Annotated in this window: 11 protein-coding genes and 1 pseudogene; all 12 read right to left on the bottom strand. The window is 56.0% G+C overall.

The annotated features are described in order from the left end of the window. The 12 genes and pseudogenes from AYR47_RS07875 to AYR47_RS33330 all read right to left on the bottom strand — a co-directional run bounded on the left by AYR47_RS07875 (position 1) and on the right by AYR47_RS33330 (position 14,506). Positions 1–411 carry a hypothetical protein gene (locus tag AYR47_RS07875; RefSeq protein ID WP_061434813.1) on the bottom strand — a complete coding sequence of 137 codons (411 nt, stop codon included), beginning with the start codon at positions 409–411 and terminating at the stop codon, positions 1–3. Further along, a complete protein-coding gene (lepB, locus tag AYR47_RS07870; protein WP_061434811.1) occupies positions 408–1,193 on the bottom strand; it encodes a signal peptidase I in 786 nt (261 codons plus the stop codon). Before lepB ends, AYR47_RS07875 begins: the two co-directional genes overlap by 4 nt. 348 nt (positions 1,194–1,541) lie before the next feature. Continuing rightward, positions 1,542–1,715 carry a hypothetical protein gene (locus AYR47_RS32525; RefSeq protein ID WP_237142539.1) on the bottom strand — a complete coding sequence of 58 codons (174 nt, stop codon included), beginning with the start codon at positions 1,713–1,715 and terminating at the stop codon, positions 1,542–1,544. A 124-nt stretch (positions 1,716–1,839) separates the two neighbouring features. Further along, positions 1,840–2,235, bottom strand: a complete 396-nt coding sequence (locus AYR47_RS07865; RefSeq protein ID WP_033900136.1) for an SMI1/KNR4 family protein — start codon at positions 2,233–2,235, stop codon at positions 1,840–1,842. A 361-nt stretch (positions 2,236–2,596) separates the two neighbouring features. Continuing rightward, positions 2,597–2,869: a transposase gene (locus AYR47_RS32925; RefSeq protein WP_237142538.1), complete on the bottom strand. Its 273-nt coding sequence runs from the start codon at positions 2,867–2,869 to the stop codon at positions 2,597–2,599. Between the two features lie 659 nt (positions 2,870–3,528). Then, the gene (locus AYR47_RS07860) at positions 3,529–4,203 is read right to left on the bottom strand and encodes a hypothetical protein (RefSeq protein WP_033900135.1); all 675 of its coding nucleotides are present in this window, start codon (positions 4,201–4,203) and stop codon (positions 3,529–3,531) included. Between the two features lie 308 nt (positions 4,204–4,511). Beyond that, positions 4,512–4,766, bottom strand: coding sequence for a hypothetical protein (locus tag AYR47_RS31930; protein ID WP_082461618.1), 255 nt, complete (start codon positions 4,764–4,766; stop codon positions 4,512–4,514). Positions 4,767–4,802: 36 nt separating this feature from the next. Next, positions 4,803–5,165, bottom strand: coding sequence for a hypothetical protein (locus AYR47_RS31925; RefSeq protein WP_082781566.1), 363 nt, complete (start codon positions 5,163–5,165; stop codon positions 4,803–4,805). Then, entirely contained in the window at positions 5,162–5,356 is a 195-nt protein-coding gene (locus AYR47_RS32520) for a hypothetical protein (RefSeq protein ID WP_156487784.1), read from the bottom strand. Before AYR47_RS32520 ends, AYR47_RS31925 begins: the two co-directional genes overlap by 4 nt. Positions 5,357–5,476: 120 nt before the next feature. Continuing rightward, positions 5,477–5,995 (bottom strand): hypothetical protein, encoded by a 519-nt coding sequence (locus AYR47_RS07855; RefSeq protein WP_237142536.1) that lies wholly within the window; start codon positions 5,993–5,995, stop codon positions 5,477–5,479. Next, positions 5,983–11,145 (bottom strand): annotated as a pseudogene (locus tag AYR47_RS33335) (hemagglutinin repeat-containing protein); the annotation flags it as partial. The pseudogene AYR47_RS33335 and the gene AYR47_RS07855, both read right to left, overlap by 13 nt. A gap of 118 nt (positions 11,146–11,263) precedes the next feature. Next, positions 11,264–14,506 (bottom strand): two-partner secretion domain-containing protein, encoded by a 3,243-nt coding sequence (locus AYR47_RS33330; protein WP_061434809.1) that lies wholly within the window; start codon positions 14,504–14,506, stop codon positions 11,264–11,266. Positions 14,507–14,513 lie beyond the last annotated feature (7 nt).

Here is a 14,513-nt window from a genome sequence, read left to right as displayed (position 1 = left end):
TCAAGGCGTTTGCGGCTGCTTTGAATCAGCGCAGATTTGCTCCCACCCTTTTTCAATCACACCCGTGTACTTGCCGCACGATGCCCCTTTTAACTGAGACTCCATAAAATCGCGTTCCGGCTCGACCCACAGCAGGCCAACCAGATAGGCCGCAGCCGCCGCAAGCATCAGCAGCGCCACTGTCCGAGTCAACATAAACCGGAGCGTGGCTGCGACAGTGCGAGACCGCTCAAACACAAACGCGAACAACAGGCCAATGCCGCACCACACAAAGGCGCCGGCCGCCACGCCCAGCACTGACGAGCTGCGGTCGAGGTTGAGCCAGGCCAATATGAATACGCTGGCGCTGCCGCACATCACCAGCAGGCACAGCCACTGCACAATCCGACACGCCCCACTCGAAAGGCTCATGGGAACGTCGTCCCGATACGCGCCCGCTCATTTGAGAACCAGATGCCCGTCACCTTGCCCACCACGTCCTCAACCGCGACCTGGCCCATGAAGCGGCTGTCGTTGCTGCTCCAGCGGTTGTCGCCCAGCAAAAAGAGGTGCCCTGGCTCGACCGTCACCGGTGCCATTTCAAGGGATTCAGGCCCTTTTACGCGGTTTGCCGGTGCATGAAACAACCCGAGGTTTTCGCCGTTGTGGATCAGTTCACCGTTCACCAGGGCTAACGTGTCCCCAGCAACACCGGCCACGCGCTTGACCGCTTCAGTGCCATTCCAGCGGTACACCACGATATCCCCCACCTTGGGCGGACCGGCGCGCAGGTCCGTCAGAATGTAGTCGCCAATGGACAGCGTCGGCACCATCGATCCGGATGGGATGTAGTAATTTTTGAACCCCAGCAGGGGTACCCGCAATACATCGAGCATCAGTACCACAATTACCATCACCCCGACGTAAAGGACGTGGAAACGCTTGCGTGGCACATTGGGCGGTCCGTTGTAGCGACGAGCCAGCACGGCGGACAGGATGGCTGAGCCCAGTTTGACGGTGATCAAGAAGGCAAATAGCCCGTACAGCCCAATGGGGGTAGCGACCAACCCCAGCGCCCCCAACAACGCGAAACCGCCATACAGCAACACGGCGACCCAGATACCCCACTTGATACGGCCGACATACACCAGGCCCCAGCCGGCCACCAGGCAGGACATGAGGAAGGCCAGGAGCGAGTATTTTACGGATTTCATTGATCATCCTTGAAGAGGTAAAAAGCATCTATAAATCAAGTAAATCCGACATTCAACGAACATTAGACAACCACAAGACAAAACCTAGAATAAAGCCAACTCCAGCCATTTTCAGATAAAGCGGCATATTCTCTCTTATAAGCAAGACCACGTCCTCGCCACCACTCACCCAATACCCGGCAACCTGAAAGGACACACACATAAATAATAAGCCGAACGCACAGGCGCAAGGAAGATAGACAGCGACCCACCAAGGTTCATTTCTTCGCATTACCGTCTCTTTCCTTCGAGAACAAGGAACAGACCTATTAAAATAAATAAGTCCATCCTCTTTACACTTTACCCACCTTACAGACCGCGCTTTTCTTCATATTCATTAATCAACTGCAAGCCATATTGCAATTTCAACCCAAGACAAGTTTCAGCTTTACAAATCCACTCATCAGCAATCCCGTCACCATAATCAGCAAACCCAACGAAATCCGACTCTTCGATAAGATCAATTATTCTCGAATAGTCCACGTCTAATTGCTCTCCGCTACGAGCCCGCAACCTCCAACAATCCGACTAATTTATCTGCGGGGGATTGCCGCCTTTTTTATCATTTTTTCAAAGTCAGATTTTCGGCTTTCCTATGCACAACAGCTCAACTCAGCAAACCATATAAAAAATAAGAAAATTTATCACATAACTTTCTAACACTCATGTCAGAAGAGTCTACCTCTACCACAGCCCAGTTCTCGCTCACATCGAAGCCGAAACACCGTCCCTGCATGTCATCTCCGAAAAATCGAATATCCCGTAGCGCTATCGCTGTACCTGCATCAAAAATTTCATCAGCCTCTAAAAAGCCGCCATAAAGCATGATGCCCGCATCGTCAATCTCCCCAGCTCCGAACGTTCTTAAGAATGCCAAATAATCTTCGGGGACATCCTGAAAAGCTGCTTGGATCGCACGTAAAACAGCTTCCTCCACAACAACGAGCCCATCTAAAAAATGCTCATCTTTTTTCTTGCGCATCAGGGCTTCAAAGTTCTCCATTACCACCTCTCTATTTTTTGTCTGAGAAAATTTCTCGCGCTACGCTTCCGGCGCGGTGGATGCCACCTTGGTGTTGATCCGGGGAAATAGAGGTCAGACCACCATTGACATTTGAAAGTCATCTCTTTGGGCGACCAGCGAATCCTCTAACGGTTCGCTTACCCAAAGCTTGTGCTATCTGCGACGAATACTTTCCCGTTCCGAACACGTAATGTCTATTTGTAGCACCTCTGATTTGGTCGATTACTTCTTGCTGAAGCTCATCCTTGAAGAGACGACGATACGCCTCAGTTCTCTGATCGACATTACTACCCAATTCTTTATAACAATCATGAGGCGTTATAAGGGCTGAAGGTTCCAGCTATGCATTTGCACGGTAGCTCATCCAACGATACTCAGCGGGATGATCCACCATTCCCGCTCTGACGGGATTCATTTCTATATACCGATAACAGGCCATCAAATAGCTTTCGTGCTGCACGATACAAGAAAGATAACGACCTTCCCACAGAGTACCTGTGCGTTGATAAGTACGATTTATATTTTGGACATAACGCTGACCAAGCCCTTTCATTAACGAACCAGCACCAAGATGGGTAGTTGGAGTCAGTAATACATGCACGTGATTCGTCATGAGACACCACGCGTGAATTTTGCAATCATGAGTTTCCGACAAAAGCTATAAGAGGTGGATCTAAAAAAATTCAATCATCTTCTGAATAGAAACAAACCGAACGATTATTTCCGCGCTGAATGATGTGCAGCGGAAGACCTGGTACCAACAACCGAGGACAACGAGCCATAACAACCCCTTGATTTCTGAAAGAGGTCAGCTTAGTCGCCTGCAACAAAAGCAAAGAAAAAATAATGATTTCAACTAAATAAAATTTTTAAAGAGCACAAGTCGTTATAAATAGCGAAAACCATTATATACGTTAATGAAACATCACAAAAAAAGTTAAACCCTTGTATGGATTTCGCTGAAAACGTGGTCTGACCCCGATCCCCCTGTGATGGGAATTTTAACCGTATAAGTAGCGACTAACCCGTCGCCACAACTCGGGGTAGCCGGAAGCTAAAGACCTGCAAACCCTAAAGGAGCACCATTCCGAGACATCCTATCCATGACTTCAGCATGTCGCTGATTTATAGATAGCATTTTATCAGGACACGCGTAAAACTATAATTCTATATCTGCTGCACTCATGGGGTTCTTGTCCCAGTACTAACAATGCTATCGAAACCATTGGACCGAATGAAAGCTTTAGCCTGAGCCTCAACCTTTTGCACCATTCAACTCCTCAATGCTGGCAACGACAACACTTCATCGTACTTTGGCCAGTCTTCCCTCGCGCGTTTGAGCACACCTCGCATCAACTCGTCCAACTCAGGCACTGGTTGCTCGGGCGGCAATTGGTCAAAGGGCGCGGCCAGCAGCGGATGATCAATCTTCTGCGGATTGGCTAAACCTTCCCACTGGCGCAGGCGCAGAATATAGAGAATTTCCACTGGCACGCGCTCCAAGTGCCAGTCCCGATTGAAGTCGTAGGAATTCTTCTGGCTCTCTTTGCCGGTTTGCCAAGTGTGGCGGTCACACGCGGCCAACAGGCAGGGCATCAGATCGTCGGGGCTTGGAGTGCGCCACTTGGTCAACAAGGCTTCGTAGATGGGTTCGTCGTAAGCATAAGCAGGCCATTGATGCGAGACATCGCCCACCCAATCGGCAAACATGCGCAGCATAAAGGCTTGGGCGCGGCGGTGTTGCTCTTCGTACTCAATCACTAATTGATGCCCACGGTTGAGAGCCGCATGGGTGAGATAGCCCTGATGGATGACGGCATCCTTCCAGCCTAGGACCGCCATGGCGGCCATCATATTGGTGGCGGTTTGGATGCTGTAGTTTTGGCGGCGTCGATCATTGCCTGCCGCTTTGGCAATAATGTCGAACTGGCCCGCCCAGAAGAACAACTGCCAAATTCCTACTTGGTAATAGCGCAGCCAATGGGCCAATTCCAGAAGCCATTGCGGATTATCTGGTGCGTTTGCCAATACCTTGTGGGCTCGTGTGACGGCCATCCATTCGGAGCTACTACGCGTAACGTTGTCACTATTCGGTACAGGCATTGATGGCTTCGCAAATGCATCGCCGCGCTCAACATATTCACGGATGCCATTCAACTCGTATTCATCTGAGACGTGTGGCCCCTTGACTATGCGCCCCAGCACACTTTTGTAGGAGGGCCATTCCGAGTTTACGCCCGAACGCTCGCACTGAATTACTTCTTGGTCCATGGTTCCACCTTAAATTCTGCTATACCTGTTTTACTGGAAGCGGGAACACCGACTTTGACTGTTACACCTTGAACCTTGGCTTTTCCTGAATCCAACGCCGCTTGCAAAGCATCGCGTAAAGCAGGATCAGAGTCGGCACATGGTACTTTTGGCATATTGTCGTAGGCCTTCAACACGGCCTGCAAAGGTATCAGAATTAAAGGAGACAGATTTATTAATAGCCTACCGATCAGCGTCACATTTAAATAAATCCGCCCCCTTTATTTTTACACAAACTAACTCATACTATAATAACTATAAAGATCCGAATCCGGCCAAAACTCATCATATGCGGTCAATATACTTCGAAGGGCCTCACTACGAGGATCTTCTGAAGGGTTCATTTTTGAAATTACAAATTCTTTTATTTCAGGCCACAGCAACTCACGCATGCAAAATGCCACAGCTTCAAATGGCGAGTTCCTAGATGTTAAAATCAGTTTAAATCTATCTATAAACCACTCTCTATAGTCCGGATGTTTTTTTACAAACTCTAAAATATTTAACAATGACATCTCATAGGAAATTTCCAGCTCTTCACTAAAAGCGGCCATAGCCACATCACAAAGAATATCAAACTGTTTAATAATGTCATTCATTTTGGCACCCAAGCAACTTTTCTTGGATTACCAAGATCTGGCACCCAGACTTTTTCTATGTATTTACCAGTCACATCAAGTCCTTTTTGAGAGAACGCATTTTCTGCTGCGATCTGTGCAGCGCGACCGGAAGGTTCATAATGCTCAGAAGTATTATCTATATATTTAACTTCCCCGCGCACAATTTTCACCTCACCAGCTGCAATAACGGGCTTACTATTCGCAAGGTCAATGTGGAAAATAGGGGTCAGACCACCAATATAAGTTTTAGCAGTAATCGTGTTCTGCCCCCTATTTTCCCCTGCTGCTTTTTAATAGTTACCAAGCCCGCGACATTTCCACAAAATGGCATAGGGCAGCTCGTCATCCAATATGTCTGTCGAGCGAAAATAGTAGACCACTGACGCGTTCTCGAGGCTTTTGTGAACAAAGGCACCATCGGACATTATGCGGTAAGAGGCATGTTCCATAACGTCCCCCACGGCCTTCAACGCTTGCTTGATTTGACCATAGGTCGTGCCTGCCGTCTTTGGTATCAATTCCGCAGGGGGACTACTGACAGCCATGTCATCACGTTCAACTTCTCTGAAATAGGCTCGACGAAACGCTGCCTCGCTGGTTGCCCAGTAAAAAGAAACTAATCGGAGTTTGTCCTGACCATCCTCGTTAACGGTGTCGGCCAAGCAAAATTGATTATCGCAAGTTCCATAAACACCCTCATCGATGAGTGAAAGTGCCGCTCCGGATGTATCAAGGACATCACCTGCTTTTTGCTCAAGCAACAACGACCAAGGAATCATCACCACACCCTCCAGAATTATTGCGGCCATTTGAATATTTTGCCTTCGACCCTGCCAGCCTTGAGTGCATTTTCAGCTGCCGTTTTATGCGGTCCCTCTGGCATATTTTTGACCGAATTTACGATCTCGGTTTGCCAGGCCTGCAGTTTTGAAGCCGGCACCGATGAAGGATAACGTCCCCCTTCCGCTCGATACTTAGCGTCCCAAACAATCAGTGAACGAATCGACGGATCATACGTAATGAAATCTGCACCGGGTAGCGATGCTTTTCCGGGACCGGAGACGCCTATCTGGCCGGAGTCCAATGTCTGGTGCCATCCACGCGCTTCGCCGATTGCGCCGTTCAGTTCTGAGAAAGGACTACGCCCATAGTTAACGTTGGCGAGGGTGACAACATCGGCATCAACCATTGGTTTTGGGGTCGCCGGTATAACATTTCTTTCGACCAGAACACTCGTTTCCCAGTCACCCTGCCCCCCAAAAGCATTCTCATTCTTGGCTACCACACCTTTAGTAGACCCGGCGACCGACTGTCCTTTAAACACGCTCGGCAAACCGGCAGCCGATGCGTTCAAAGCCCCAAGGAAAATGTTCTTGGCGCCGTCGCTTGAGTCACCGTTATAGGCCTGCACGCCACCATAAGTGATCTGCAATACGCCGCTCTCAGCGGTCACCAACCGTACAGCCAACCCCACGCCCCCGCCCAGCACATACAAAGCAGGCGTGCCAATTGCAGCCTCCCCTTCGTAGTGCTGGTTAATGAGCATTTTCTGTTGCGCGTCGCGGTAAAGCTGTTCGTTTTCGCTAGGAAAGCGGTTCATCTGCGCCAACAAATCGCCGGGATAGAGCCGTTCTAGCGAAGCGTCTTTATTGAAGCTCCCAGCCGCGTACGCCACATCGTTGCTTTGTCGCAGAGGACCGGGCCGCATAAGCGCGTAGATGCGGCGATCAGCCTCACCCTGTCCATACGCCGCAACGAGTGCGTTTGCGTAATCCGTGAGGTATGCCTGTGCTGCGGCTTTATCGGCAGCCGACATCGAGTCTGAATTGCGGCGCAGGCGCTCAACCAAGGCATCTGAAATCTGATCTTGCTGATCGAGCGCGATAAGCGTCTTTGCGTCCTCGATGGTGTACTTTTTGTGCTTGATCGCGTCGCGAGCCTTTTGTAGCAAAGACTCGTTAGCCGGGCTCAACAGGTTATTTTCAACCGCGTTTTTCCCAACCTGCGCCGCTGCCACCGCATCCAGCGCGCCCTTGCCGGTCAGCGATCCAGAAAGGCCACCCGCCAAGGTCGAAAGACTGGCGATTGTCTGTTTTTGCTCTTGGGTCAGGCTTTCATTACTGACGACGCCATACAGATGCTCCTTGATCAGCCTGGCGGTTTCTTCCGCCGCCACAGCACCGGCTGCGCCAGCAAGTGCTGAGTTACCGCCAGCCTTGGCGAGCACAGCACCCAGTACCGCATGGGCCATCAGATTGGCTGTGGGGTCGCCCTTGGTCCTGTCCCTGATTGTTTCTGCCAGATACGGCGCCGCCGCCCCCGCCAACGCGCCCCCGACGCTACCGCCCATGGCCGCTTGCACCACAGCCGTTACCGCCTGGCTGGCCTTCTGGAAGCTGCTCCCTACGCCATAATCCTGCTGGGCACGTTGGTTGATCTGATCCCGCGTCGGGTTAGCAACCCCTTCCTGCACGAGCTTTTCTCGGGTCGCTTTGTTGACGTCGCTATTAGGGTCGTCAGCGGCCTTGATCCTCGCCGCAGCAATCGCGTCGCCAATCCCCTTGGTCAACTCCATCGAGCTTTTGACCAAGTCCATGCGCTCTTGCATGGCCTTTTCATCAGGCTTGTCGAGGCGCTGGTTAGCATTCGCTGTGTCGCGGTTCAAACCGACGAGGTCGTTAGCGCCCTCGGGGTTGCGCACTAGGATCGCGCCTTCGCTGACAGCGCTGCGCGTATAGCTGTGATCCGAATCATTAAGCGCCATGCCATACAGGGCACCTGGAGTCAGCGTGCCCACGCCGCCACTGTATGAACCGGAGACGCTCACGCCCGCCGATTTGCTCTCAATCTCGCTTTTGTTCTTGATGTCGCTGACCAGCAGTCGATCTGTCAGCAACAGGTTTCTATCGGCGGTGGCTTCACTCGCAATCACTGCACCTTGCAAAGTGGTGTTCTTGGCCACGTCGATGGTGTAGCCACCTTTGCCGGCATAGAAACCGCTCTGGTCGGTGACAGCCTGGTAGTCGCTGTTCATCTTCGACGCCGCCAGGTTGGCGGACGCTGCCACGGTTGAGCCGTAGCAGAACGGTGGAACGCAGATGCTCGCACCAAAGCCCGCGCTGTCCTGCTTGCTCTTGGATGTATCGGTGTCCTGGCGCGACAGGATGTTGAGGTTGCCGCCGATGTCGGCATCGATACGATCAGCCCGTACCTGTGCCCCGATCAGGCTGGTGTCCTGGCCGCTGCGCAGTACCAGCGAGCCGCTGTCCAACGTGGTGTTGACCTGGGTAACCGAGCCACCCGAACCCAAGTTTTTGGCGGTTTGTGCGCCAAGGTCGAGGGTGAAGCCATTTTGCTCGCCGATGTTGAAGCTGGCGCCGATGGCAGTGCGATTGCGTGAGCCATCGTTTTTGCGGTCGGTGGTGTTCTGCGCGCTTTGCATCAGGATGTTGTTTTTCGCGGACAGCAACGTGCTGTCGGCTTTCAACGTACTGCCGGTAATCGTCAGGTCACCCAACGTGCCCGGCGCGTCGCCCGCAGCAATGATCGACAGTTTGCCCCCGACGTTGAGGTTGCTCTGGTGAACGGTCTGCGCCGCGTATTCGCTGCTGCTCTTGGTACGCGTGTTAGCCAGTTCGGTGCCGATCTTGATCAGCGAACCGTTGCCGGCGGAGCCACCGGTTTTGTTCTTGAAGCCGGTGCTCTGCTTATTGAGCTCGCCGCCCTGGTTATTGAGGTTGTAGAGCGACAGCGCCGCCTGGGCGATTTTTACCGCTTTGAGGCGCGGGTCGTCGGCACTGCGAGCGACCTCTGCGGCGTCGCGAATGCTGTTGGCGGTATCGACGACAGAGCCCGCGACAACACGGCCTACTGCCAGACTTTTCGAACTGTCCTTACTGGTCTGACTGGCAGTCTCCACACCCGAGGTGACGGTGACATTGGCACCACTCAACTCCATGTTCTTGGTGCTCACCAGATCACTGGCCACCACCGTCAACTCACGCCCCGCCGTCAACGACACATTGCCCGCACTCGAGCCAATAGTGCTGCCGGTCAAGGTCATCTCATTGGCCGTGCCGTTGTGCTTGGAGCTGTTGATATACAGCTTCTGGTTGCCGGTCATGTCATCCAGACCGAGCTTGTTGCCGGTCAGCACACCGGTCAGGTCGCGATTTTTTTCCTTGTGCATGTCGGTGCGGGCGAAGGTGTTTTGCGCCGCGTCGATGGTCAGGTCGCGACCGGCTTGCACGGCGAGGTCGCCGGTGCTGACCAGGTTGGAACCGGTGACGGTAGCGTCGCGCTTGGCGGCAACCGTGACGGTTTCGCCGGAGACCATGCTGCCCATCGCGGTGGTGCGTTTTTCGTCGACCTTGTCCTGGACCTTGCTCGACTTGAGCCCGCCCCAGCTGCTTTTGCTCTCCTTGCGCTCATGGCGGGCGCTGTCGGAATTGCTCACGGCCAGGATGTTCACGTCCTGGCCCGCGACCAATTGCGTCGCGCCTTTCTCGGCGGTGACCGCGCTGCCAGCCAGCAGCAGGTCTGCACCGGCTACGACGGTGCTGTGAGTACCTGCACTGACGAGACTGCCGACGTTGTTCACAACGTCCGTTTCGTCGAGGCGGAATTTCTTGCCCTGGGACGTTTTCTTGGTCTTGCTGTAGAAGCTGTAGTCCTGGTCTTCGGCGGTGCGCAGGCTGAGGTTTTTACCGGACACCAGGTAAGCCTCGCTACCGGCATTCACCTGGCTGGCCACCAGTTGCAGGTCTTGCCCGGCACTCAGGGTGGCGTCGCCACCGGCCTTGATCACGCTGGAGACTTGCTGGACGTGGTCTTCGATGCGGGTGACTTTTTTCGAATTGAATGACGAATGTTGCTCGTTGGCCGCCGCGATGGCGTTGAGGTCGCGGGTGGCGACAAGGTTCACATCGCGCTTGGCTTCCACCTGGCTGGCAACGGCGCTGATGTCGCGACCGGCGATCACGTGCAAATCGCGGCCGGCTTCGACCACGGAGCCCTGCTGTGCAATGTTTTTGAAGCTCGAACGGGTGCCGACGGCGCTGCTGTTAACCGTTTGCGCAGCGATGATATTCACGTCGCCAGCGGCTTGTGCCGTGGTATCCGCAGCACTTTTGAGCACGCCGCCGACGTTGTTGAGGTTGGCACCGGCTTTCAACGCCAGTGCATCAGCAGATTCGATACGCGCGGCACTGTCGATAAAGTTGCTGCGTTCAGTGCGATAGGCACTCGCGCTTTCGTGAGTGGTCACGCTGCGCTCATTGAGCAGGTCGGCACCGGCGACGAGGTTGACGTCGCCACCGGCAATCACGCCGCCGGCACGGTTGCTCAGGGTGTTGCCGCTGAGCAGGTCGAGGCGCCCACCGGCTTGCATCAGACCGCTGTTGGTGAGGTTGCCGCCGGCGTTTGCCAACAGGCTGCCGGTGGCGCGCAGGGTGCCGGCGTTATTGAGGTTGCTGCCGGTGATCAGCCGGACGTCGCTGCCGGAAATCAATGCGCCATTCGGCGCCAGGCGGTTGCTCGCCTGGGCAAGGTAAAGCACCGGCACCAGCACCTGCTGCCCGGCGACGGTAGTGTTTTCCAGCCACACGATATCGTGAGTCAGCGCCGCAACCTGCTCGGCGGTGAGGCTCACGCCGACCGACAGGTTCAACGCGCTTTTGCTGCTGATGGCGTTGTCCATCAGGTGCTTGAACAGGTCGGCATCGCTGGTCTGGCCGTCGATGAAACGCTGGCCGGTGCGGGCGAGCACGGCTTGCTGGATCAGGCGCTGCTCGTAGAAGCCATCACCGAGGCGGCGCTGCGCCGTGTCGGGGTCGTAGCCGAGCTTGGTCAGCATGTAATCCGAGCCCAGGAACTGACGCATGTCGGTAAACAGCGGGTTGGTTTCGATCAGGTATTTGTGCGGGTTAGCCGCGAACTGGCTGGTCGGCAGGCCATTCACGCCCTTACCGTCGTTGAGGTGGAACAGCCCGTTCTCCCCGGTCGGCAGGTCGAAGCCCGGCAGGCCGAGTGGGTTGACCTGCTGCTGGGCAACGTCCGGCGGCAGTTGCGGGTTGAGGCTAACCTGGGTCGAGTAGCCCGGCGCCTGGGTATTGGCGCCGCTGCCCACGTAGGTGTAGCCGCCGCGTACCACGGTGTTGTCGATACCGGGCCTGGGCCACCACATCCACAGCGCCGCCTGCCTGGATGACCGCGGCGTAGCGTTGGTCGGTGGGCGACAGTTCGGTGGTCTTGCCAAGTTCGACCAGCTCCTTTTGCATCATGCCGATAAAGGCGGCCATGCCTGCTTCAAGACCGCCGAGGTTGTTGGCGTCGTAGCCAGCACCGTCAACGGAATACTGGCGGGTGAAATTCGCTGCGTAGAGGTACCAGCCTTGCGGCTTGCGCTCGCGTTCAGACATGAAGAAACGGTCGTGCTGGGTGTCGTGGGTCACCAGGCCGATGTTGCTCAGCTGGTTGACCCGCACGCTCAGGTTACCGCCGGCGGCGATGCTACTGCTGCTGTTGAGCAGATCACCGCCGGTCAACAGCATGTTGCCGGCCGAGGTGATACTGGAGGCGGCTGAAGCCTCCTTGACGATCAGGTGTTCGCGCTGGGTGATCTGGAACGGACGGTTCTGTTTGCCGCCGTCACAGTCGCCACCGGTCACGCCCTCGACACAGGCAACGGGGGTGATGGACGCACTGTAGATGCCCGACTCGGTGGTGAGCACAGTGCGGATATTCTGGATGGTGCTGGCCGCCAGGGTCAGGTTGCGCTCGCTCTCAATGGTCCCTGAGCTGTTGATGATGCTGGTCGCCAGCCCACCCTGGCCGTCGCGATCAACGCGCAGGTTACCCATGGCGTAAATGTTGGCGCCGAGGTTTTTCAGGCGCTCGACCCGCAGGTTCATGTCGCCGCCGCTGAAGATCAGGCCATGGTCATTGAGCAGGTTGCCCACGGACAGGTCGAGGCTGCCTTGGCTGGCGACGGTGCCGCCAACTGTCCAGTCCAGGCCTTTGCCGACCAGTGCACGGGTGCCGAGCAGTTTGCCGGTGGCGGTCTGTTGCAGGTTGTCGACATTGACGGTCAAGCGTCCGGCCTGGATTGCGGTGCTGTTGGTCCAATGGGTTTTGTCGAGGGTCAGGTCGCCATTGGTCACCAGGCTACCGCCGACATCGTCGAGGCTGATGCCGCTCAGATCCAGCACGCCAGTGCCCACGTGCAGCACTTTGCCGCCGGTGTTCTGGAAGGTGCCGGCGGCGAGGCTCAACTGGTCGTTGGCGGTTTCCAGGCTGCCGCTGTTGTTCAGCAAGCCGCCGATGGCGTAGCGGGTTTTACCTGCCTGGCCCACTGCACGCATCTGCCCGCTGTTGGTCAGGCTGGCGGTGTCGACATCCAGGGTCGTGGCGCTCTCGATCAAGCCACGGTTGGTCAGGGCGCCTTGCAGCTTCAGGTCAATCTGGTTGGCCGCGATCTCACCGCCGTTATCCACATTCAAGCCGCTGAGGCGAATGCGATCACGGGCCAACAGCGTGCCGCTGCCGTTGTTGAAATCGGTGGCATCGATCACCGCATCGCCGGCTTTGGCAGCGATGCGCCCGCCGTTGTTGGCGAGGGTGCCGGCGGTGATCGTCACACCGGCCTTTTCACTGTGGATCAGCCCGTTGCCGCCGTTTTGCAGCAGGCCGGTGGTGGTAAGCGCCAGGCCATCGTTGGCGGCCAGCGTCCCGCTGCTCTGGTTATCGACACTGTTGGCAAACAGGGTTAGCAGGCCCTGGCTGGCGAGCTTGCCGCCCTGGTTATCCACATGGGCGGCGCGTTGAACCAGCAGCGGGCCGACGCTCGCCAGCTTGCCGTTGCGGTTGATCAGGTCACCGAGTAAATCCAGGGTGATGGAGCTTGCGCCCGTGAGGTTACCGGCACTGTTGTCCAGTCGGTTGCCGTACAGGGTGAATGCACCCGTGCTATCGATGATGCCGCCCTGGCTGTTGTCCAGCAGGCCGCTGACGGTGAGGGTCTGTGCGCCGTCGCTGAGCAGTTGGCCCTTGTTGCGGTTGTCGACGCTGGCGGCGGTAACGTTCAGCGCCTGCTTGGCACTCATCGTGGCGCCCTGGTTATCCAGTGTTTGTGCGGCGGTGGCGGTGAGGCTGCGATTGGCGATCACCCGGCCGGTGTTGGTGATGTTCTGGCTGTCGAGCGTGACGTCGCCACCGGCATTGCGCGTGTTATCGGCGTTGACCCCGGCTTCGATGATGCCGTTGTTGGTCAGTTGGCCATTGCTGGCCAGGGTGATGCTGTCGCGAGCAGCAAGGCTTTTGCGGTTTTTCAGCTCGCCTTTGGTTTTAGCCTTTAGCGTGGTGCCGGCGTAGACCGGCCCGTTCGCGTCGAGGCTGGCGGCCTTGATGTCCACCGCGCCGCTGGCGGCGGCCTGGGCCATGCTCAAGTGGCCGTTGGCATCCAGTTGGATATCGCCGCCACTGGCCGCCAGCGTACCGTCGAGCTTCACGCCCACGCCGGCTTCGGTGCCCACCAGCTTAATGGCGCCGGCGTACATGCCGCCAAGCGCCGAGGAGTCGATGGCCAGTTCAGGTTTGGCGCTGCCGTCATCGGCACGTGCGGTGGTTTTAAGGCTTTGCGCATCGACGTCGTTACGACCGGCAATCACGGTGAGTTCGCGTGCGTTGATCTGCGCGTTGATCTTGGCCGAACGGGTGATGATCTCGAAACGGTCGACGTTGCTGGCGTTCAGGCCTTTGCCGTCGATGGTCACGGCGCCGCCATCCACCTGGTAATGGTCCAGGCGACCGACTTTATCGATCACCGGTTTGCCGGTAGTCAGCGTGACGTTGGGGGTGTTGATAAACCCGCAGCCGTTGCAACTGATGCCATAAGGGTTGGCCACGATGACCTTGGCCGACTGCCCCGCCACTTCGGTATAGCCACGCAACTGGCTGGGGCTGCCGCCGTTGACTTCGTTGAGGATGACGTTCGCCGCGCCGCCCTTGAGGTTCGCGTTGCCGACGATGATCCCGCCCAGTTGGGTGTTCTGCAGCGCACCCGTGGCGTTGTTGAGGATCACGCCATTGGGGCCGACGTTGTAGTCCTTGAACTGGTTATGGGACAAGCCGCTGCCATTGGGCGTGGCGATGTTCACCACCGGTACGCCGTTGCCCGCCTGGCCGACGCTGGTGCCCGGGCCGCTGACCACGATGCCGTCAGCATTGGCCAGCAGCGGCTGCCAGAACAGCGCGTTGGCCAGGACCAGCGCAAGGCCGCGTTGGGACAGGCTTTTCAGGGCAGAAGCAGGGCGAACATCCATATTCTTA

It is taken from the genome of Pseudomonas azotoformans, assembly GCF_001579805.1.
Taxonomy (GTDB): Bacteria; Pseudomonadota; Gammaproteobacteria; order Pseudomonadales; family Pseudomonadaceae; genus Aquipseudomonas; species Aquipseudomonas azotoformans_A.
The sequence above is the reverse complement of the archived record's forward strand: the minus strand, read 5'-3'. Positions and strand labels throughout refer to the sequence as shown.

Excerpts from the sequence above, each read along its gene's own strand:
- AYR47_RS33330 (WP_061434809.1), bottom strand. The coding sequence starts at position 14,506 with ATGGATGTTCGCCCTGCTTCTGCCCTGAAAAGCCTGTCCCAACGCGGC.
- AYR47_RS07865 (WP_033900136.1), bottom strand. The coding sequence starts at position 2,235 with ATGGAGAACTTTGAAGCCCTGATGCGCAAGAAAAAAGATGAGCATTTT.
- AYR47_RS07875 (WP_061434813.1), bottom strand. The coding sequence starts at position 411 with ATGAGCCTTTCGAGTGGGGCGTGTCGGATTGTGCAGTGGCTGTGCCTG.
- lepB (WP_061434811.1), bottom strand. The coding sequence starts at position 1,193 with ATGAAATCCGTAAAATACTCGCTCCTGGCCTTCCTCATGTCCTGCCTG.
- AYR47_RS31925 (WP_082781566.1), bottom strand. The coding sequence starts at position 5,165 with ATGAATGACATTATTAAACAGTTTGATATTCTTTGTGATGTGGCTATG.
- AYR47_RS32925 (WP_237142538.1), bottom strand. The coding sequence starts at position 2,869 with ATGACGAATCACGTGCATGTATTACTGACTCCAACTACCCATCTTGGT.
- AYR47_RS07855 (WP_237142536.1), bottom strand. The coding sequence starts at position 5,995 with ATGGCCGCAATAATTCTGGAGGGTGTGGTGATGATTCCTTGGTCGTTG.